Genomic DNA, 21,016 nt, shown 5'->3' with positions numbered 1-21,016 from the left:
GACTCATCAGTGGCACTAGAGGTGCTAAGAAAAGAGGGAATGTTGAAGGTTTACATCCAGCAGGCCGAACGCACGAAGGCGTATAAGAAGACTGATCTCTCGCTGGTCGATCTCTTGTGCGAGCCGGCCCAGAAAATCCTTTCCAAGGTTGACCCGAGCCGCATCGAGGGCGTCTTCGTCTCCGTCCAGAATATTTCTTCCTTCACCGGCGAAGGCAACATCGCCACCAAGGTCGCCGACCGTCTCGGCCTGCGCGGCGCGGAAGCCGAACGCGTCGAGACCGCTTCGAACGGACACACCGCCCTGCTCCGCGCGTTCGACGCCGTCGCCAGCGGACGCTGCAAACGCGTGCTCGCCGTCGGCGGCGAAAAGATGAGCGCGGTCGCGCGCGAAGAACGTTCCCGCATCATCGGCGAAGTAGTCGATCCCATCGATCGCGCCTGCGGGTTGACGATGCCGTCCGCGATTGCGTTGATCTCGTTGGAGTACGCCCGAATTAACAACGTTTCGCTACCGGATTTCCAGGCATTGCTGGAAAAAATCGCCATCCGCGAATATCGCTATGCCGCGGCGAATCCTGACGCGCAATTTGCTGGAAAAAAAATCACAGCGGAAGAGTACCGTGACGCCGTGCGCAACCCTCCCGTCGCGACGCCACTTAGCCTTTTCGACTCCTGTCCCACGAGCGACGCGGCCGGTGCAATCCTCGTCACCAATAAGGAGAGCGACATTGAGATTTCCGGCGTCGGCCACGCGGTGGATGGCTCGCGGATTTTCGACCGCTATTATATTGATCACCTCGAAGCCACGCGTTGGGCGGCGCGCAAGGCCTACAAGCAGGCGGGTATCCTTCATCCAGCTGACCTGAGCGGGCTGATCATCGAACAACACGATGCGTTCGGGCCGCTGTTTTTGCTGAACCTCGTCGACCTGGGCATCTTCACGCACGCCGAAGCCATCAAGGCTATCGAGAAGGGAACGTTGGACAAGGATGGCGCGATTCCGACGAACATCTCCGGCGGACTGAAAGACTTGCACGCGCTGGGCGGCACCGGACTGATCAAGATCATCGAGGCTTGCCGACAACTTCGCGGCGAAGCGCCGGCCGGCTTGCAGGTGAAGAAACCGAAGGTCGCCATCTGTCACAGTATTGGCGGGCCAGGCAACAACATCGCGGTGACGATTCTCGATAAGGTCGGCAACCGCCGCTATCGCCATCATTTTCGTCGTTGGCAGCCCGAACCACTTCCTCACAACAACGAACCACACAAGCCGGTGCTACCGCAAGGAATCCTGGAAGTCTCCACGACGGTCTATCCGCAAGTGGGCAGCCTCGAAGGCGCTTACACGGTCGGGGTCGTAAACTGCGGCGGCAAACACATCCTCGCCGCGCCCGCGAACGACAAAGTCCAGACGGCTTGGGGCGAAGAAGTGAAGATCTCCACAGTCGCCCGCGGCACCTTCAACCGTTACGTCTACGAGTAAATCCAGAACGAACGCAATTCTGTGCGATCTTTAGTTTTCGATTAGGAAGACCTTTTGCGCCGCAATGTCGAGCTGTGAACCGCCGGAAAGAATAAATCTGTAGTGCACCAAGCTATTCACCCCAAAACAATTCTTTTGTTTCAGTTCTTCAATAACGGGCGATTTCTGGACGATTTCCCAATCCGCAATAACCTCTGGATAGTTATAAACCTCGAATACTTTGTATTGGGAAGCCCTGACACTTTCAAGAACAAGCGTTACCGGGTGGAACTTGACCGGAGCACCAAAGCTCTCTTGCTCATGGAGTTCAGCCTTGAGATGAATGTCAAAACCACCAGCAGCAGCAGGGATTGTTGTTAGACTTCCGAACTTGGCATCGTGCAGGGGGAATGCCAGGAACGATTTATCATCTAGCAATTGTTGAGTAGTGGACATCGAAGGCGCTTCTGAACGCGGAAAAATCTAGTGTTCGATGTAACCCGGCGGCTCGCACTTCGGGTTCTTCGCCAACTCCGCCTGATACTGGCGCCATGACGTCGACTTCTTGCCGGTGGGAACCTCGACCATCTGGATGCAACCGTCGACGGGACAGACGAGCATGCAAAGATTACAGCCGACGCACTCGGGATCATTAATGACTGGCACGCGGTGGCCGTTGCCCATTTCGAGATCGATGCATTGATGTGAACCGTCCCACGCGGCGACATGACAGAGTTCGCAGCCGATGCAAAGATCGGAGTTGATGCGGGCGACAAGTTTGTAATTGAGATTGAGATCGCTCCAGTCCTTGATGTTCGGCAGCGCCTTGCCGATGAAGTCGGTGCACTTCTTGTAGCCCTTCTCATCCATCCAGTTACCGAGACCGTCGATCATGTCCTCGACGATGCGATAGCCGTAATGCATCACCGCCGTACAGACCTGCACGCTCGTCGCGCCGAGCACCATGAATTCCACCGCGTCCTGCCACGTCGTGATGCCGCCAATGCCCGAAACGGGAATGCCGATCTCCTTATCCTTCGCAATCGCGCTGACCATGTTGAGCGCGATGGGCTTGACCGCGGGACCGCAATAACCGCCGTGACTCCCCTTCCCGTCCACACTCGGGTACGGCGCGAAATTATCGAGGTTGACGCCCATGATCGAATTGATCGTGTTGATCAACGAGATGCCGTCCGCCTTCCCGGCGGCAGCCGCGCGTCCCATCACGGCGATGTTGCTTATGTTCGGCGTCAACTTCACGAGCACGGGAACCTCCGCGACTTCCTTCACCCACTCCGTGATCATCTTGGTATACTCGGGAACCTGGCCGACCGCGCTGCCCATGCCGCGTTCGCTCATCCCGTGCGGGCAACCAAAATTCAATTCGATCCCGTCGCACCCCGTATCGTTGACTTCCTTGACGGCCTCGTGCCACGCCTCCTGTTTCGACTCAATCATCATCGAAACGATAACGGCGTTCTTCGGGTACTTCTTCTTCGTCTCGATGATCTCGCGGATGTTCGTGTCCCACGGACGCGCAGTGATGAGTTCGATATTGTTGAGACCCATCATGCGGGTCGAACCGTAGTCGAGCGACCAGAAGCGCGAGTTAACATTAATGATGGTTTCGCCGAGCGTTTTCCACACGGCGCCGCCCCACCCCAAATCAAAGGCGCGCTGGATCTGCCCGCCGCTGTTGGTCGGTGGCGCGCTGGCGAGCCAAAACGGGTTGGGTGATTTGATGCCGCCGCAATTGATACTTAAATCTGCCATGGCTGTGTCCTCCTAGGCGTACTGGTGCTCCGCTGTGTTGGCGTTGCGGCGAATCGTCTCGTTCTTCCACAAACCGTCCAGGTCGATGTCCTCGCCGCTCAACTTCTTGTGAATCGCCCACGCCGCGCGCTTGCCGTGCGCCACAGCGTTGACCACTTCGCGGCCGCCGTTGACGCAGTCGCCGCCCGCGTAAAATTTCGGATTACTCGTCTGCATGGTGATCTCATCGACCGTGATGCGGCCACGATTGTCAGTTTTCAAGCCAAGCACTTTCTTCGCAAACTCACCCTGCTTCTTCTGCCCGAGCGACTTGATCACCATGTCGCATTCCAAAATAAATTCGCTGCCGGCAATCGGCTCGGGCGCCGGTCGTCCCGACGCATCCGGCTTGCCGAGCTTCATGCGGACGCATTCAATGCCCTCGACAGCGCCTTTGCCGACAATGCGTTTCGGTGCTGTGAGGAAATAGTAAACGCACCCGTCCTTCTTGGCGATCTCGTACTCGTATTCGTACGCCGGCATTTCCTCTTCCGAGCGGCGATACAACACCATCACCATCTCTGCGCCCAGCCGCTTCGACTGCGTCGCGGCGTCCACGGAAGTATTTCCCGCGCCAATGACCGCAATGCGACGACCGACCCGCACATCACGGAGCTTCTTGTGTTTGAGTTCGTCGATGAACGTGATCGCGTCCACCACACCCGGTAAGCCTTCACCGGGAATTCCAAGGTCTTCGGTCTGCCCAAGGCCGACCCCGACGAACACGGCGTCGCTGTCTTTCGTGAGCTTGTCGACGGCCAGGTGCTTGCCGATCTCGCACTTCTGCTTGAACTTCACGCCAACGTGCTCGACGAGCTTCACTTCCTTGAGCGCTTCCTCGGCCGACATCTTATAGCGCGCGATGCCGTAGGTATTCAGGCCACCGGGCTTATCGTTCTTGTCGTAAATCGTGACCGCATAACCGAGTTGCGCGAGGTAGAACGCCGCGGAAAGACTCGCGGGTCCGCCGCCGATGCACGCGACTGTTTTCCCGTTGGACTTGCCCGCCTTGAACATGTGCTTCGTCTTGTCCCAGTTCTCGTAAAACCAATCGATCGAATAGCGCTGCAACCGTCCGATCTCAATCGCCTCGACGTCGCGCTCATTGTACACGCAGGCGCCTTCACACAGTGAATCCACAGGACAAATCCGCCCACAGCTCATGCCGAGAATGTTGGCGTCAAGAATCTCCTTCGCGCTCCCGCGCATGTTGCCGGAAGCGATCTTTTTGATGAACGCGGGAATGTCGATGTGCGTCGGGCAGGCGCGGATGCATGGCGCGTCGAAGCAATACAGGCATCGGTTGGCCTCGATCTTGGCATTGTGGGGCGCGAACGGCGGGTTGATGTCCGCGAAATTCTTCTCGTACTCCGCATCGGTCAACTTCGGGGCAAGATTCTTAATCATTGATGAATGGTCTCCGATTCGCGCGGCCCTGTGGACGGGGTTCGCAACTGCCCTCGCCCTGTCAACGAATTATATGCGGCCATGGGAAAGGAGCAACGCTAAAATCCAGAGTGGTTTTCTGTGTCTTAAACTCGGCAAACCGGCGCAGAAACGTCCCAAAAACAGACCGATTTTCCCTAAACACCCCCCGAAAACACCCTCCCGGTGGGTTCGTTTTGGAAAACGAACCTACCTGCAAATCGCCTCTGCAAACGACATAAGTCTCTTGTAGTGCCGCTGATACACAACAACTCGACTCCAAAATCGGTGGGTTCGTTTCGCAAAAACACATATATGGCCCCAGGTGTAGCGCCGAAGTTTCGGCGCAGGCCGACCCGGCCCTGCCTCTCCCCTTGGGGGGAGAGGATTGAGGTGAGGGGTGTTTTTCTCGCTCGCGACGCAGGCTTGAAAGTTGGGCGTTGCGCGTTAGAAGTTGAGCGTTCATTCGTTCGTAACTATACCCATCGCATCATAGCGCGTCCAGCAAAAAATATCAATTAACGATAAACAAGGCCGACTCCTCTTCCAAGAGAGCTAGCTCACTTAGTGTCGTTTGAAAAACTGCACCGCGCGCTCGTGTTTCTGCGCAGCGCTACGGGAATTGAACGTCCCAAGATTCCGCCGCTTCCCCGTCTTCGAGTTCTTCTTGCGGGAGTACAGCCGATACTTCCCCGATTTGAGCTTTCGGATCATGATAAAAACCTAGCACAGCTCGCCAAGCCGACAAGCTAGCTGGCGACTGAGCGCTTGCACTTCTATTCTTTTCAGTTATCGGTCAAAAGGCTGAGTCGGAAGTTGCAATCGGTATTGGCTCCAGCGAGTTGCTAGGCCACCTGTCTCTCATCTGGCCGTTTGCTCGACAAATAATTCCGAGTGGTCTTCCAAATTATCGCGCCAGAAATTGCACCCAGAGCAAGGGCACCCAATGCTCCGAAAATCTTCAGGACAACTGAAGCCTCTAGAAAGCTTGCCCAAAAAAATACCTTAACCGCCCAAAATGCCAATACACTGCCGAGGGTGACAGGGAGAAATGCTGCCGCCAACGCGCACCTATCAAACCAAGAAAGCCTTACTTGCTGAGGTGTATTCACCAAAACAATACCGATACTAAAGCAAATCGAGGGAGTCACCATTAGTACCAGCATCCAAAATAAAGGTGTTGCTGAATCGTCCTTGGAAGCACTCGTCGCATAACACACACACGCACCGACGAGCCAAACAAGCGAACATATGAGTAATGCGACGGAAAGCGCGAATGGAGAAATCTGGCCGCCTGTGTCTTCGGAACCGATTATCCGCTTAAGGAACTTAGCTGTCATAGACTGACCATTCTTTTTTTTAACGCTGATGTTTTACTTCATACATCTGACAACACAATCTTGCAAACCTCACGCTGCTTGTCCGATTAGAGAGCAAAAAGCATTACCCATCCTTCTACACCGCTTCACCGATTACCGATTAAGCTCCTGCTCGAACCACGAAAAAAGCCCAAACAGAAGACCCGCGCTGAACTATTGTACGAGTGACCGGAGCGGTTTACTCTAGACCTCATGGTCATCCACATCATCACTTCCAGAACTGCCACCAAATTCGCAGTGGTGGAGTGTCGCTGAGACTCGTAGGCTCAAAAAACATATACGCTTGGCATTTGTCCGGCCACACCGAAACATGGACGCTGTAAAGCTTCCCGGATGCTGCTCCAAGGGGGTAATGCCAAATCTCAAAACCATCCTGCTGAACCTTGTGATGCGGCTCGCCATACTTCCTGACCAAATCTGCAATGCCCTTGCAACCTTGCATTTCCAAAACACGACGTTCCCATATTTTCAGATTGGTGGACATTGTGGCCCAACATGTATTAGCGACTAGTCTTTGCCCATCCCGCTTTCACTGTTTCGCCCATTTCTGATTATACTCTCGACGGAGCCGCGCCGAAACAAAAAGGCAAACTGAACGGGCCATTACTCGTTGATGGACTGGAACGGCAGGCCGGACTCAACTAGTGCCGAAATTGCGATGCGCCGAACCTTTTCGGCAGAAACGCCACAAAGCCACTCGTTTTTCCGACCTGTGACACCACGAACGCGCCATTCGGACAAAAGCCCTAGTAATGATGGATTCTTTTGAAGGCTTTTGCATTCGGTGATGGCTAGGTTGGCTTTCTTTAACAAGTCAGATCAAAAATGCGTTGGTTCGCATTTGAACGGGAACGGCACGAGAACAACATCGCCATGTCTATAAGTCATCGCAGGTGGCATCGTCACGATTATTCCAAAAGCCAAATGCCGATGGTGCGCATCCAAACCTCTCCGCGAGCTTCTTGAAGACCTCGTCGGCTGGCACCGGCTTCACTGCACCCGACTCAAGCTCATCCCGACGCCTACGGATTTCTTGGCGCCACGCAGGGCTGATGTAAAAATCCTCCCGAGAATCAAGACTCTTCAAGAGCTTTTCCACCAGCAAGGCCCGCGTTTCCCGCGGCAGTCGTAGAATCTCCTGAATGAGTTGATCGATCCCCATATCGTTATCCTACGCCAACTTTCCCACGTCTCAACACGAATCACTCAAAAATGCGTCGGGTCGCGCTTCACGAGTTTCCCGCGGCCAACTTTGCCGACAAATTTGCCGTCCTTCGCTGCGACTTCGCCTCTCACGGTGACCACGCTTGGTCGGCCTTTGATTTCCCAACCTTCAAACGCGCTGTAGTCGAGGTTCATTAACTGCGTCTTCTGCGAGATCTTGCCGCGATAGTCGGGATCGTACACGACGAGGTCGGCATCGCTGCCGACGGCAATCGTTCCTTTGCGGGGGAACAGTCCGAACAATTTGGCGGCCTGGGTACTGGCGCAATCGACCATCGTATTGAGATCGAGCCGGCCTTCGCACACGCCGTGGGTGTACAGCAGGTTGATACGCTCTTCCAATGACGGGATGCCGTTGGGAATCTTGGTGAAGTCGCCGCGACCCATTTCCTTCTGGCCCTTGAAATCAAAGGGCGCGTGGTCGGTAGCGACGGTGCTGATGAAACGTTGGCGCAACCCGTTCCAGTGGACGTCCTGGTTCTTCTTGTCGCGCAAGGGAGGCGACATGACGTACTTCGACCCTTCAAAGTTCGGCAATTCGGCATAGCTTTTGTCGAGCACGAGGTACTGGATGAGTGTCTCGATCCAAACATTTATGCCGCGTTGCTTGCCGAGCATCGCTTCATTGATCGATTCTTCGCAACTCGTATGGACCGTGTACACGTGCGTGTCGTGCATCTCCGCGAACGTCAGCAGGTGATGGACGCCCTCGGCCTCGACGCGCGGCGGTCGGCTCCAATAATGCCACTCCGGCCCGGTCTTGCCTTCGCTGAGAAGTTTCTTCTGCGTCTGCACGATAAGATCGGGATTCTCGCAATGGGCCGTGACGATCACGCCGAGTTTCTTGGCGAGCCGCATCGTGTGATACAGCTCCTCGTCGGTAAGATCGAACGCGCCCTTATACGCAAGGAAAACCTTGAAGCTGCTGATGCCCGCTTTGACAATATCAATTAATTGCCCTTCGGCTTCCTTGTCGAGGCGCGAGACCGCCTGGTGAAACGTGAAATCACACGCGGAATTCTTTTCCGCCTTGCCCAGCCAGAACTCAAAACCGTCGGCCAGCGGCTGCTGGTTACGCGCCTGGCAAATCATTTCGATCATCGTCGTCGTGCCACCGACGAGTGCCGCCTTACTCGCTGTCTCATGCGTGTCCTTCGCATACGTCCCCATGAACGGCAAATAAATGTGCACATGCGGATCGATGAAACCGGGGAACACATACTTCCCTTTGGCGTCGATCACGGTCGCGTTCGGCGGCGCTTCCAGATTCGTGCCGATGCGGGTGATTTGTTCGCCTTCGCAATAAATGTCCGCCGTGTATTGCTCGCTGGCGGTGACGATCCGACCGTTCTTAATGAGGAGTGACATGGAAAACCTCCGAGGCTCTCGCCGTTTTGTTTGACAAACACGATACTACCCCGCCGACGAAAGTGAAATCAAGTATCCATCGCAGACGCCAACGGAAGCAGGCGCTTGGGCCAGAAATGGCTTGCGCTCTGGGCCGTCCTGGCTTATAAGTAGAACCTTCTGTAAAGCGATTTACCGACGGGTACGATAAGGCGTGAGCGGGATGTTCAAAAAAGGTTTCGAGCCATGATGCTGCGGAAACTGCGACCAGGGTATGTCGCCGCCAGTATCGTTTTTGTACTGATCCCCACGCTGCTCATCATCCCTCGAACCGTCACGGCGGCCGTCACCTCGATCGGCTCAATAACCAGCCTCACAGTGAGCAACGATCCAACCTCGGGCAATAGCATGTACTTCTTCAGTGTCAGCAATGGCGGCACGGCGGAAGTAACCCCGTGGGCGACCGATGTCGTACGGATCCACTATCACTACACGGGCCTCTCTAACAAAGAGGAGCCGATGATCGCCAAGCCGTTCAGCAACTGGGTTGCCGTGGCCACCAGCATTACCGACCAGGGAACGAATTATCTCATCCAAACGCCACAGCTCAATGTCCTCGTCAACAAGAACCCGTTGAAAGTTGATTTCGTGGATCGAAATGCCGGGTACACCCTCTTGCAGGATGACCCCACGAATTCCATCCAATACGATTCCACCTACACGATGCCCGGTGGCACCGCACTCCCCGTGGGTATTTCGAGACTGAAGTGCACCAAGCTCATGCCCGCCAGCCAGGCGTACTTTGGCTTTGGTGAATACGCCGGGCAATCGAACCGGCGCGGCCTGAACATGATTTGCTGGAACAACCAGTCCTATCATTGGGGCGACGGACAGAATCCGATGTACATGAACACGCCCTTTTTCTACGGCGTGCAGCCCGCCAATGGCGCGATACCCGCATTCGTTTACGGCATCTTCTTCAACAATCCCTGCCGGCCGACGTTCCGCATGGGGACGCAGTCGTCCTACCAATACTCATTCGAGGCCGGTGACGGGCAGATGGATTATTTTTTCCTCGGCGGTGACGCCAACCACACGATGAAGTCCGTGATTGACCGCTACTCCGAGGTAACCGGCCGACCGCAGATGCTGCCGAAATGGGCGATGGGCTACCATCTGGGGCGCTTCTCGTATTGGGACCAAGGCTGGGTGCAGTACATCTCCCACACCGCCACTGACAGCAACATCCCTCTCGAGGCAGTTTACCTCGATATCGATTACATGAATTACAGCACGGACACGAGCCACAATACAATCGGCCCGCTGAAGCAGTTGACCGTCAACACGACCTACTACCCGGATCCATTCGGCATGGCGACGAATGCGGCGAGCTTCGGAGTAAAACTCATTCCGCTGATCGAGCCCTGGCTGGAGCCCGCTGATCCGTTGTACACCGATACTTACACCAACCTCGACTTCATCAAGAACAATAGCTCCGCAGAGTTTACCGCCGGCATTTTCGTCGGGAACGTCTCGTGGTTCGATTACACGAGCACGGCCATGCGAAATCGTTGGAAGACCAAGGTCATGAACTGGCTAAATTCCTTCCCGTTTGGCGGCATCTGGAACGACCTGGCCGAGCCGGAAGACAACCAGCAGATTCCCATCAATGGACTCTTGTGGCTGGATGGTCGCTACGGGAATTCCAACACCGACACGCGCCGTCAATGGTCGAACGAGAGAAACTATTTCAGCATCCGACAAGCCTCTTCGAGTTACGACATTCTGCACACGCAATATCCGAATCGACGGCCTTTCGTGTTGTCCCGCTCCGGATTCTCTGGCGTCCAGCAGTACGCCGCCGGTTGGAGCGGCGACACGGTGGCCAATTGGTACTACGCCCAGGCCTGTATTCGTCTGGGGATCAACACGATGATTTCCGGTCAGGCCACCTATGGCCATGATCTCGGCGGGTTCTCGGGGAGCGTCACGGGTGAATTGCTGACCCGCTGGCACGAATGGGGCGCGTTGTTGCCGTTCTTCCGCAACCATTCTTCCAAGGGTGATAACGTCTGGCCCGACGGCAACCAGGGCCGCGAGCCGTGGCGATTCACGCCGTGGCAGAATTATCCGTCAGCGGACGGCACGAATTACTGCAATCTGATGCGCAATAACATCCAGTTCCGCTACCAACTGATGCCCTATCTCTACACGCTGATGCGCAACGCGGCGGTCGGCGGCACGCCGATGAATACGCCTGTCGTGTTCAATTACTACACCGACGCGAATACGTATTCCCTCAACGAATTCGATTTCCTCTGTGGCGATTACCTCCTCGCGGCGCCCATCTACACCCAGGGCGCCACGACCCGTAGCGTTTATCTCCCGTGGCCGTCCAACTGGTACTACTGGCCCACGAACACGAAGTACGGTGGCGGTAGCACCGTCTCCGTCAATGCGCCACTCGGCACGCTCCCGTTGTTCGTGCGCGCCGACGCGATCATCCCCATGGGGCCGTCGATGCAATTTGCGAACCAGTTCACACCGGGTTACCTCAATCTCAACTGCTGGCCCGAGACCAGTTCTTCCTTTACGCTGTACGAGGATGCGGGCGAGGGTTGGGATTTCACCAACGGCGTCTTCGCCTCGACCACGTTCACCAGCTCGCGCACCTCGACCAATTGGGACTTCACCATCGGCGCGCGCCAGGGTAGCTACAATCCGGGGCGCACTAACTACAACATTTTCGTCTACAACCCGTCCGCCGTGTCGGCGGTGAGTCTCAACGGTTCGCCGCTGAACCAGTTGGCCAACACCAATTCGCCGGCTCCCGGCTGGTTGATGACGCCGGATGGCAAACTGGAGGTCAAGATCACCGACACCGCCGGCGCGCAAACAGTCCACGTCGTCTGGAGCACGAGCGATCCCTACGCTTCCATGACCGTCGCCGGCACGTTTAACGGGTGGAACCAGGCGCTCAACAACATGCAGCTCGTCGGCGCCCGGACCTGGCAATACGACACGAGCTTTAGCAGTCTTACGAATTTCCAATTCAAGTTCGCCGCCAACGGCACCTGGGCGACCAACTGGGGTGGCACAGCACAATCCCTGACATTGCCGATTTCCAGCACGGCCATCCTGAATTCGTCCACGAACATTTTGGTAAGCGGCACGTTCAACGGAAATTACCGGTTCACCTTCAACGATCAAACGCTGGCGTATAGCGTGGTACCGGTGCTGGCCAGCCCGTACGCCTCGATGACCCTGGCCGGCACGTTCAATGGCTGGAACCAGACGCTCAACAACATGTCGCTCGTCGCCAATGACACCTGGCAATATGACGTCAGCTTCAGCAACGTGACCAATATCCAGTTCAAGTTCACCGCCAACGGCGCCTGGACGTCGAATTGGGGTGAGAATGTTGGTTCGCAGACGCAGTTCGGCATCCCGCTCACCGGCACCGGGAAGGCGAACTCGCACACAAATATCCTCATCAACGCCACTCTCAATGGAACTTATCGGTTCACGTTCAACGACGCCAACCTCGCCTACTCCGTGCAGGCGCTCTCGGGCGATTCCGTTGGCGATGGCATCCTGGATACGTGGCGCGCCCAGTTTTTCTCAAACTTTGACCCGACAGGCGCGACGACGAACTACGCGTCGTGCGCCACGTGCGATCCCGATGGCGACGGTATGAATAACCTCAAGGAATATCTTACCGGCACCGACCCGACCAATTCCGCATCACTCTTCCACGTCACGGCAATCCAGCCCAGCGGCGTCGACTACCTTGTGAGTTTCACCAGTGTTCTCGGGAAGGTGTACGACGTCGAAAGTTGCACCGATTTGGTGGGCGGCACATGGTCTGTGGTTACTAACAACCTCGCGGGCAATGACGGCATTGTCCAGATCACCGACCCCGGCGCGGCCTCGGTTCCCCAGCGGTTCTACCGCGCCCGGCTTACGCCGTAAGGGCTACCGTTTTTCCTGGAACAGCAGCGGCACGAACTCGATGAGGGACCGGCGCCACGTCAGGAAGTTGTGTTTGCCCGGCTGCTTCACCCACGTGTGGACGACGCCTTTTGCCGTCAGCCACTGCTCAAGCTTCTCGTTGCTATCGAAAAGTTCGTCCTTTTTGCCGCAGGACATCCATAGCAAGCGGAGTCGGCTATTGATCTTCCCGTGCGTGTCGGGGAATTTCTGATCGAAATCGATGTTCTTGAGACCGCCTGAGCTGAACGCCCCAATCCACGCAAAATTATCGAGCCCATTGAGCCCGAAAACCAGTGATTGTTCGCCGCCCATCGATAGCCCGGCGATGGCGCGAGCTTTCCGATCGGTCGAGACACGATAATTCTTTTCCACGGTCGGCATGATCTCGGTCAGGAGCGAATCATGGAATCTCGTGAAGCTGTCATCGCGAAGTTTCCACCATTCTGGCCCGGTATGTTTCGCCTCCCAGCCGCCGTCCAACATATGCAAGGTGCCATAACCCAGCGGCATCACGACCACCATCGGCTTGGCCTGCTTCCGCGCGATGAGATTGTCGAGAATCACGTTCGCACGACCCACATCAATCCACGCATCCTCAGCGTCGCTAAAACCATGCAGAAGATAGAGCACCGGGTAGACTTTGTGGGCGGCGGGATTGTAACCGGGTGGGGTGTAAACCAGCAAATCGCGTTCGTCGTCGCAGATTTTTGACCGGTAATGATGGCGATGAATCACGCCATGGGGCACATCATTGATTTCCCAGGGCAACGTCGCCGGGCCGGGCACGCGGAACTGGCTCTCGGTGTCGATCAAACTGTATTTGAGAAACGAATTGGCGGGATCGTTGATGCGGAGGCCATCCACCAGAAAGGAATACGAGTAGATGTCCGGTTCGAGTGGTTCGGTAGTGACCGACCAAATCCCCTGCTCATCCCGCTGCAGGGCGTTGGTTCCGAGATCGTAGCGCAACACGACTGAGTTCGCATTCGGCGCTTTCAGACGAAAGGTCACGCTGCGGTCCGGATGAACTTCCGGCCAAATCAAAGGCTCCGAGAAGGCTGATGTAGTGAGGGTGATCATAGATAGCGTCAGCAGGAGTTTTGCGCGCATAAGTTAACTATTCGTACGCGATAAGGTGGTATGGGCGCAAGCTGCAAACGAGCGGCAAATTAGGCCGGAAACCTGCTCCAAAGGCTTCCGCCAATGAAACAAATTCTGCCAGTTCTTGTCTGGATTGCACTCACCCTGGGCGTCCGCGCGGATGTGATCGAATTCCAGAACGGCACGAAATCCGAGGGGCGCGTTCTTGCACTTTTTAATCAGCGATTCGAATTTGCCGATAAGGACGGCAGCGTGACCCATGTGAAACTCGGAGAGGTCAAGCGAATCGATTTCGATTCTCGGGTAGCCGCGGTTACGATGCGCGACCATACCATCATAAACGGAAAGTTGCTGGGTTTGGAAGATGGCGTTCTTACGGTGGGCGTTACAGATGGCACGCCGCGACACGTCGCCATTGCCGAGGTGACGGATCTTACGGCCAGTATGACGAATACCGAAGCGGCCAACAAGCCGGCTCCTCCCCCCGCCCATCCCAAGCCTGCAGCAGCCTCCGCGGCCAATTCTCGCCCTCAAGCCCGGGGATCCATCCAGCCCGAGCACGGCAAAATCACGATTGTCGATTTTTACGCCGATTGGTGCGGCCCGTGCCGAAGGATCAGCCCGGTCCTGGAAAAGATCGCCGAAGAAAATTCCAGTGTCGTGGTGCAAAAAGTGAACGTGGACAAACATCCCGACCTTGCGAAGGAATACAAAGCGACCGCCATCCCGCGCATCATCATCTACGACAAGCAAGGCGGCGAGGTGGACATCGTGATCGGCGCGGACGAAATGCGAGTGAGAAAAGCCGTGGAAGCCGCGGCCACCAGCTAGCGTCGTATTGGCCAAGCGGTGGCCGGTAAGCCCTTACTCGCGGCGGGTTGTTTTGGCGAGGGCGAGAATCTTTTCGATGAGTTGCGGGTAGGCGAGGCTGGCTTTGGCGGCTGATTGGGCGAAGTCCTCCTCGACGGCAAGGATTGGATTGGGATTGGCCTCGATGAACACAATCTGGCCGTCATCGGTCAACCGCAGGTCAATGCGCGCGTAGCCGGTAATGGCGAGTAGCCGGTAAATCCTCTTGCAGATGCGCTCGATCTTCTTGACCAACGCCGCGTCGAGGTCGTGGGCAAAACGATTGACGATGCCCCAGCGTTTCCGGTAGTCGTCGTCCCACTTGGCCTTAAAGCTGGCGAACCGCGGTTCGTCGGGCGGGATTTCTTGAAACAACATTTCGCGGATCGGGAACACTTGCAGACGGTCGTTGCCGAGCACGCTGACGTAGAGTTCCCGGCCGTGGATGTATTCCTCGACGATGGCGTCCTGCCGGAATTTTTCGTGGATGAAGGCGACGCGCTCCGTCAGTTGTTCGTCGGTTTCCACGAACGAGGCCTGGGCGATGCCATAGGAGGCTTCCTCTTTTGTCGGCTTGATGAACACCGGAAACTGCAACCGTCGCGGCCGGACGATTTTCTTTCCGGGCGGGAACAACGCAAATTGCGGCACGCGGATCCGGTGATAGCCGAGGATTTGCTTGGCGATTCCTTTGTGTTTGGAGAGCGTCAAACCCAACGCGCCGCAGCCGGTGAACGGGACTCCCTGCAATTCCAACAGCGACGCAATGTGCTGGTCCAACGCGCTATTCCCCTTGAAGCAATCGAGGATATTGAAGATCACGTCGGGCTGGAACGCGGCGATTTTTTGACGGATCAAATCGAGGTTGTCATACAATCCCAGCAACGCGGTCGGGTGGCCAAGCGCGCGCAACGCCCCGACCACATCGGCCGCGACAACCCACTCGGGGGTTTTGAGCTCCTCGGTGTAATCCTCGTCGAGCTCCGTCGGGCTCAATGTGTCGCACAACACCAGGACTTTGTCGGTCGCAGACATGGGGAATTATTTAGTCCGTTTGAACTTCCCGGTAAACAAATAATTCGTCACCAACGCCGTCAGGTACGCCGTCACTTGCACCAACAGCGCCGGGTCGTCGGCTCCCGCTTGCAACTCCAACTTGTCGCACCGCTGGCTCAGGTCGCGCACCAGTTGGTTCACGGTATACTTCTTGCCGCCGGTCCACGCGCCGACGGCGGCGATGATGCGTTGCCGGTGCGCGCGCAGAAATCGCGACGCCGGTACCCGCGGCGTCGCGGCCGGTCCTACCGCAAACAACCGATGCAAGTCGCGATCGAAGAAATCCGGGAAATCCTCCGCATACGCCCGGCGTTTCCGCGCGTAATACGTCTGCAACTTGATGTTCAGATACGAATTTTCCTTCTCCCGGAACTGCGGCGCGACCAGCGGCGACTGCCCGGCCAGCGACTTCATCAACTCGTCCACATATTCGAGCTTCTCCAGCGCCTTCCATCCGGCGTACCGCGCGCGCCAGTCCAACCCCGGCGTCAACCACACCGCGAACGTCTCGGCAAAATCTTCATCGGGATGCGCCTGCGCGTACCAATCGTCGAGGTGCGTCACAAACGACCGGCTGTACGGTCGCGGCCGATAGGTGCTCGGCGTGTCCTCGTTCGACGATAACCCAAACTGCGCCTGCCATTTCTTCCGCCGCGGCAGCCGGTACGCGAAGGCGTAAGCGTGGCCGGCTTCGTGGCGGATGAGCCGGAGAAATTCCGCGCGCGAGTCCCCCTCGACTTCCAGCATCAGCTTCCGCTCCAGCTCGCGCAGGCGGGGATGCACCAGAAAAAACGGGATCGCAATCGCCGGGATGCCCACCGGCACAAACCACTCGTCGCCGACGAAGCACGGGGGTCGAAAGGTCAGGCCCTTCTGGGCCAGATCGCCGTAGAGTTGCTCCACCAACGGCTGCACTTCCGTCCCCGGCAACGCCAACCCCAGCGCCGAGATCTTCAACTCCAACAACGCTTCCTCCGGCAGTTCAGCCCAAGCAACGGCGTTCATCCCGCCACTATAGCACGTCTCACAACCTCACTCGTCTTTGGGTCGCCCTCGTTTAAACTCCTAGTTCCGCTTCAGTAATTCTCTTAGGTCACAAACAACGCCCCGCGCAGTTGAATTCCGTCATGTCTCAAATATATTGTGCAAGGGGAGATTGCTTATGAAAAGGATAGATCAAAACCAACCGCTGTCATCAACCACACCCGACTACCCGGCGGATTCTGGAACTGCCGCGATTCGCCTTGATCGGATCCGCCAAAACACCGAGCCTGAGGTCAACGCACGTATTGATCGAGAAACGGTGGACATGATTCGTCTTTACAGCCGCGCCGACCATGGGTTGATTTCGAGCCGGCTCAACAAACTCGATCGCGAATGGGACATTGACCGGCGGCTGGAAACCGCTGCACCAATCATTATGATTGTGGGCTTGCTCATGGGCGCCTTCGCGAGTCGCTGGTGGCTGATCGTGCCGCTGGTGCCCGCGGCATTTCTACTGCTGCGGGTCACACTCGGCTGGCTCCCTCCGCTACCGGTGGCGCGACGCTTTGGCGTGCGAACCCGGAAGGAAATTGAGCGCGAACGGTATGCTTTGAAGTTGGTGCGCGGCGACTTCGACAGTTTTCATTCACGGGAAGCTGCCGATCCCAATGCCGTACTTCACATGATCGACCAATAGGACTGGCTCGCTCAACGCAGTGCGAACCCGAAGAGAGGAACGTCTTATGATTCGTTACAAAGAAATCGCTTTTACTGCCTACCCCGTTACCGACATCGGTCGCGCCCGGAAATTCTACGAGGGTGTCCTCGGCCTGAAGCCGAACGCGCCGTTGAAGGCGGAAGACCAAAAATGGATTGAATACAACATTGGTCCGGGGACGCTCGGCATCGGTTGTTCGCCGCAATGGAAACCTTCTCCGGACGGTCCATCCACCGCACTGGAGGTCGAGGATTTCGACGCGGCAGTTGCCACGCTGCGCGAGCATAAAGTGCCAATCATCATTGGCCCACTGGCACTACCCAGTTGCTCCATGGCCACGGTGCAGGATCCCGACGGGAACAAGATTACCCTTCACCGTCGCAAGGAATCCTGACGGCGTGATCTCACGACCAAACGATGCTGGAGCAGCTTCAACATGGTAGGCAGTGACGGCTCTGGTCACGGTCACTTCGCTTTGCTTTCAATCTTCGCCCAGGTGTCTTTCAGTGTGATGGTGCGGTTGAGCACCAACTTACGCTGACTCGGGGTTGGGGGCTCGATGTCGGAATCGGGATCGAGGGTGAAGTAGCCGAGGCGTTCGAACTGGTAGCGCTCTTTGAAGTTGGCGTCGACCATCGACGGCTCGCATTTGGCGGTGACGACTTCGAGGCTGTGTGGGTTGAGGTTCTTCTTGAAGTCACCTTCGGCGTCGGGCTCCGGCACGGTGAATAGACGGTCGTAGAGACGGGCTTCGACGTCGATGGCGTGCTGGGCGCTGACCCAGTGGATCGTGCCTTTGATTTTGCGGCTGGAGGTCGGGCCGCCGGATTTGCTGTCGAGATCAGCGGTGCAGCGGAGTTCGACCACTTTGCCGGAGGCGTCTTTTACCACTTCATCGCACTTGATGATATAGGCGTACTTCAATCGGACTTCGCCACCGGGTTTTAAGCGAAAGAACTTCGGCGGCGGGGTTTCCATGAAGTCGTCCTGCTCGATGTAGAGTGTGTTACCAAAGGGGATCTTGCGCGTGCCGGTGCCTGGGTCCTCGGGATTGTTGACCGCGTCGAGTTCCTCGTAGTGATGCGGGGACAGATTCGTGATGGTCAACTTGAGCGGACGCAGGACGGCGAGGCGGCGCAGGGCGCGTTTGTTGAGGTCCTCGCGGATGGCGTGGTCGAACACGGCCATGTCGGTGAGGCTGATGAATTTCGTGACGCCGACGCCGATGGCGAAACTGCGCAATGCGCTGGCGGGCACGCCGCGCCGGCGGATGCCGCTGATGGTCGGCATGCGCGGGTCGTCCCAGCCGGTGACCACCTTGTCGTTCACGAGCTGGATCAGCTTGCGCTTGGAAACGATCGTGTAGCTCGGGATCAGCTTGGCGAATTCGTACTGGTGCGGCAACGGGCGCGGCAGGTCGAGGTTTTCGAGAATCCAGTCGTAGAGCGGCCGGTGCACTTCGAATTCGAGCGTGCAAATACTGTGCGTGATGCCTTCGATGTAGTCGCTCAGGCAATGGGCGAAGTCATACATCGGGTAGATGCACCACTTGTCGCCCGTGTGATGGTGCGCGGCGTGGCGGATACGGTAGAGCAACGGGTCGCGCAGCCAGATGTTAGGTGACGCCATGTCGATCTTCGACCGCAACGTCCGTTTGCCGTCGGGGAACTCGCCGTTCTTCATGCGCGTAAACAAGTCGAGGCTCTCCTCGACCGAGCGGTTGCGGAACGGGCTGTCCTTGCCGGGCTTGTCGGGCGCGCCGCGATACGCCTCCGTTTCCTCGGGCGAGAGATCGCAAACGTAAGCCTTGCCCCGCTTGATCAGTTCGACCGCCCATTCGTAAATCTGGTCGAAATAGTCCGAGGCGTAGAAAGGTTCGACTGGCGATGCGTGAGAACCAACGATGGCAGGCAAGAAGAAATCCTTCTTCCCGTTAACTTCGTGTCCTTCCGGCGTTTTTCCCGCAGGTTTGAGGCCAAAGCAATGGTCGGCCCACCCGTCGATCAGCCATTTCACATCGGTCGTGATGGAATCCACGTACTCGACCTCTTCCTTCGTAGGATTGGTGTCGTCCATGCGCAGGTTGCACTGGCCGCCGAATTCGCGGGCGATACCGAAGTTCAGGCAGATGGATTTCGCGTGGCCGATATGCAGGTAGCCGTTCGGTTCCGGTGGGAATCGCGTGACGGGCGCCTTGTACTTCCCCGACGCGATGTCCTGACGGACCATTTCGCGGATGAAATCGTTCGGTTCGGCAGCGGGTGTATTTGGATTTTCGTTCGACATAAATTCTGTTCCTAGGCAATACCATTCCTGACGTGGCAGGGCAAGCGCCCCGCATAAACGACAAGAGCGCCAGGGCCGTAAGACCCTGACGCTCGGAAAAATCGGCTGCGATCTTACGCCGGCGTAAGGTCTTTGACGACCTTGTCGCGCGCCGGTTGGTCCAGAAAGCGGTTCGGATCGGCCAGGCCGGTATCGAGCCGCGACTTGCGCGTGGCAAACGGCCCGCGTTCGTCGACAAGTATCACCCACGCATCCGTCGCGTCCTGGCTGGCCGCGGCGATCTTGCCGGTCAATTCCTCATTGGCCATGCTGGTGTGCGAACCGAATTCACTCGGGTAAACTACCTTCGCCTCTTTTTTGCCGCCCGCGCCGTCTTTCGCTTTCGGGCGCGCGTTCGTCGTACCTGCTTTGGGTGCTGATGGTGCTGCCATAATGTGTCTCCTGAATTGTCTGTTGTAAGGGGGGATAATCTAAGCGCCTGCGGCCCCATTCGTCAAGCTTTGGAAAGTGGTCAATTCGCGCTCACACAGCGCCATAACTACAAACAAAAAGCCCCGGGTTAACTCCCGGGGCTTCTTGGTACCACCCGCTCCGATTCCCTAGGAGCACCCCATGGAATTGCCGCAATTGAGGCACTTGTAGCAGGCGCCGTTGCGGACGGTGATCGCGCCGCAGGTATCGCAGGCGGGCGCGTCCTGCATGAAATGCTGGACCGTTCGGTTGAGTTGCTGGACGGCGGAAAGGTTGCCATGGCTGCCTGTCGGGCGCGACGGCGGCTCTTCCGTTTGCTCCAGGTAGCTCACGGGTTTATTGACCAATTTCTTTTCCTGCTCGGCGTCTTCTTTGAGCGGAAGTTCCGACTGACCGGCATTGGGTGAATTGGCCTCGCGATAGCCGGGGATAAATTGGCAGCCCAGCCAGCGGAACAGGTAATCGCTAATCGACTTGGCAATCGGGATATCGGGATTCTTCGTGAACCCGCTCGGCTCGAAACGCTGGTGCGCGAACTTCTTCACGAGCGTCTCCAGCGGCACGCCGTATTGGAGCGAGAGACTGACGAGCGTGCCGATCGTGTCCATCAAACCGCCGATGGTTGACCCTTCCTTCGCCATGGTGATGAACAATTCGCCTGGGACGCCATCGTCGAACAACCCCACCGTGATGTAGCCTTCGTGGCCGGCGATATCGAACTTGTGGGTCACGGCCTGGCGCGTGTCCGGCAGGCGATGACGCGCCGGGGCCCCGAGCCGGACGCGCAACTTCGCGACTTCATCCTCGAGTTCGCCAATGCGGGACTTGAAAGAATCGGCTTCCTTCACGGCCTTTTCGGCGGGTGTGTCGCCGCCGTTCCGGGACGTATTGAGCGGCTGCGAGCGTT

General features: G+C 57.0%; 18 protein-coding genes. 5 read left to right on the top strand and 13 right to left on the bottom strand.

Annotated features, from left to right (window positions below; all coding sequences use genetic code 11):
- Nucleotides 1-39: 39 nt before the first annotated feature.
- A complete protein-coding gene (locus VNL17_08790) occupies nt 40-1,485 on the top strand; it encodes a thiolase family protein (protein ID HXI84171.1) in 1,446 nt (481 codons plus the stop codon).
- A 30-nt stretch (nt 1,486-1,515) separates the two neighbouring features.
- Here the strand turns inward: VNL17_08790 and VNL17_08785 are convergent, their stop codons facing one another.
- From VNL17_08785 to hydA, 7 genes are all read right to left on the bottom strand, one after another.
- Nucleotides 1,516-1,920, bottom strand: coding sequence for a hypothetical protein (locus VNL17_08785; GenBank protein HXI84170.1), 405 nt, complete (start codon nt 1,918-1,920; stop codon nt 1,516-1,518).
- Nucleotides 1,921-1,947: 27 nt separating this feature from the next.
- The gene (gene preA, locus VNL17_08780; protein ID HXI84169.1) at nt 1,948-3,237 is read right to left on the bottom strand and encodes an NAD-dependent dihydropyrimidine dehydrogenase subunit PreA; all 1,290 of its coding nucleotides are present in this window, start codon (nt 3,235-3,237) and stop codon (nt 1,948-1,950) included.
- A gap of 12 nt (nt 3,238-3,249) precedes the next feature.
- Entirely contained in the window at nt 3,250-4,683 is a 1,434-nt protein-coding gene (locus VNL17_08775; GenBank protein ID HXI84168.1) for an NAD(P)-dependent oxidoreductase, read from the bottom strand.
- A 582-nt stretch (nt 4,684-5,265) separates the two neighbouring features.
- Complete coding sequence (locus VNL17_08770) at nt 5,266-5,415, bottom strand: hypothetical protein (protein ID HXI84167.1); 150 nt, start codon at nt 5,413-5,415, stop codon at nt 5,266-5,268.
- 131 nt (nt 5,416-5,546) lie between these two features.
- A complete protein-coding gene (locus VNL17_08765; GenBank protein ID HXI84166.1) occupies nt 5,547-6,041 on the bottom strand; it encodes a hypothetical protein in 495 nt (164 codons plus the stop codon).
- Between the two features lie 916 nt (nt 6,042-6,957).
- On the bottom strand, nt 6,958-7,242 hold the full coding sequence (locus VNL17_08760; GenBank protein HXI84165.1) for an addiction module protein: 285 nt from the start codon (nt 7,240-7,242) through the stop codon (nt 6,958-6,960).
- 44 nt (nt 7,243-7,286) lie between these two features.
- Nucleotides 7,287-8,672, bottom strand: a complete 1,386-nt coding sequence (gene hydA / locus VNL17_08755; GenBank protein ID HXI84164.1) for a dihydropyrimidinase — start codon at nt 8,670-8,672, stop codon at nt 7,287-7,289.
- A gap of 225 nt (nt 8,673-8,897) precedes the next feature.
- Between hydA and VNL17_08750 the strand changes: the two genes are divergently transcribed.
- The gene (locus VNL17_08750; GenBank protein ID HXI84163.1) at nt 8,898-12,623 is read left to right on the top strand and encodes a TIM-barrel domain-containing protein; all 3,726 of its coding nucleotides are present in this window, start codon (nt 8,898-8,900) and stop codon (nt 12,621-12,623) included.
- A 3-nt stretch (nt 12,624-12,626) separates the two neighbouring features.
- Here VNL17_08750 and VNL17_08745 read toward each other — a convergent pair whose 3' ends face one another.
- Complete coding sequence (locus VNL17_08745) at nt 12,627-13,754, bottom strand: alpha/beta hydrolase-fold protein (protein ID HXI84162.1); 1,128 nt, start codon at nt 13,752-13,754, stop codon at nt 12,627-12,629.
- A gap of 93 nt (nt 13,755-13,847) precedes the next feature.
- On the opposite strand from VNL17_08745, the gene VNL17_08740 reads away from it, so the two are divergent.
- Complete coding sequence (locus VNL17_08740; protein ID HXI84161.1) at nt 13,848-14,576, top strand: thioredoxin family protein; 729 nt, start codon at nt 13,848-13,850, stop codon at nt 14,574-14,576.
- A 33-nt stretch (nt 14,577-14,609) separates the two neighbouring features.
- Here VNL17_08740 and VNL17_08735 read toward each other — a convergent pair whose 3' ends face one another.
- Together VNL17_08735 and VNL17_08730 are read right to left on the bottom strand one after the other, a co-directional pair.
- Nucleotides 14,610-15,629, bottom strand: a complete 1,020-nt coding sequence (locus VNL17_08735; GenBank protein ID HXI84160.1) for an ATP-grasp domain-containing protein — start codon at nt 15,627-15,629, stop codon at nt 14,610-14,612.
- Between the two features lie 6 nt (nt 15,630-15,635).
- Entirely contained in the window at nt 15,636-16,655 is a 1,020-nt protein-coding gene (locus VNL17_08730) for a hypothetical protein (protein HXI84159.1), read from the bottom strand.
- Between the two features lie 157 nt (nt 16,656-16,812).
- On the opposite strand from VNL17_08730, the gene VNL17_08725 reads away from it, so the two are divergent.
- Entirely contained in the window at nt 16,813-17,331 is a 519-nt protein-coding gene (locus VNL17_08725) for a hypothetical protein (GenBank protein HXI84158.1), read from the top strand.
- A gap of 46 nt (nt 17,332-17,377) precedes the next feature.
- Nucleotides 17,378-17,746 carry a VOC family protein gene (locus VNL17_08720; protein ID HXI84157.1) on the top strand — a complete coding sequence of 123 codons (369 nt, stop codon included), beginning with the start codon at nt 17,378-17,380 and terminating at the stop codon, nt 17,744-17,746.
- 71 nt (nt 17,747-17,817) lie between these two features.
- Here VNL17_08720 and glnS read toward each other — a convergent pair whose 3' ends face one another.
- The 3 genes from glnS to VNL17_08705 form a co-directional block, all read right to left on the bottom strand.
- Nucleotides 17,818-19,638 (bottom strand): glutamine--tRNA ligase, encoded by a 1,821-nt coding sequence (glnS, locus tag VNL17_08715; protein ID HXI84156.1) that lies wholly within the window; start codon nt 19,636-19,638, stop codon nt 17,818-17,820.
- Nucleotides 19,639-19,751: 113 nt separating this feature from the next.
- A complete protein-coding gene (locus tag VNL17_08710) occupies nt 19,752-20,069 on the bottom strand; it encodes a hypothetical protein (protein ID HXI84155.1) in 318 nt (105 codons plus the stop codon).
- A 168-nt stretch (nt 20,070-20,237) separates the two neighbouring features.
- Nucleotides 20,238-21,016 (bottom strand): vitamin B12-dependent ribonucleotide reductase (locus VNL17_08705; GenBank protein HXI84154.1); only part of this gene is annotated, 779 nt, incomplete at its 5' end.

This window comes from Verrucomicrobiia bacterium, assembly GCA_035577545.1.
Lineage (GTDB): Bacteria > Verrucomicrobiota > Verrucomicrobiia > Palsa-1439 > Palsa-1439 > Palsa-1439.
This window is presented reverse-complemented; position numbering and strand designations above follow the sequence as displayed.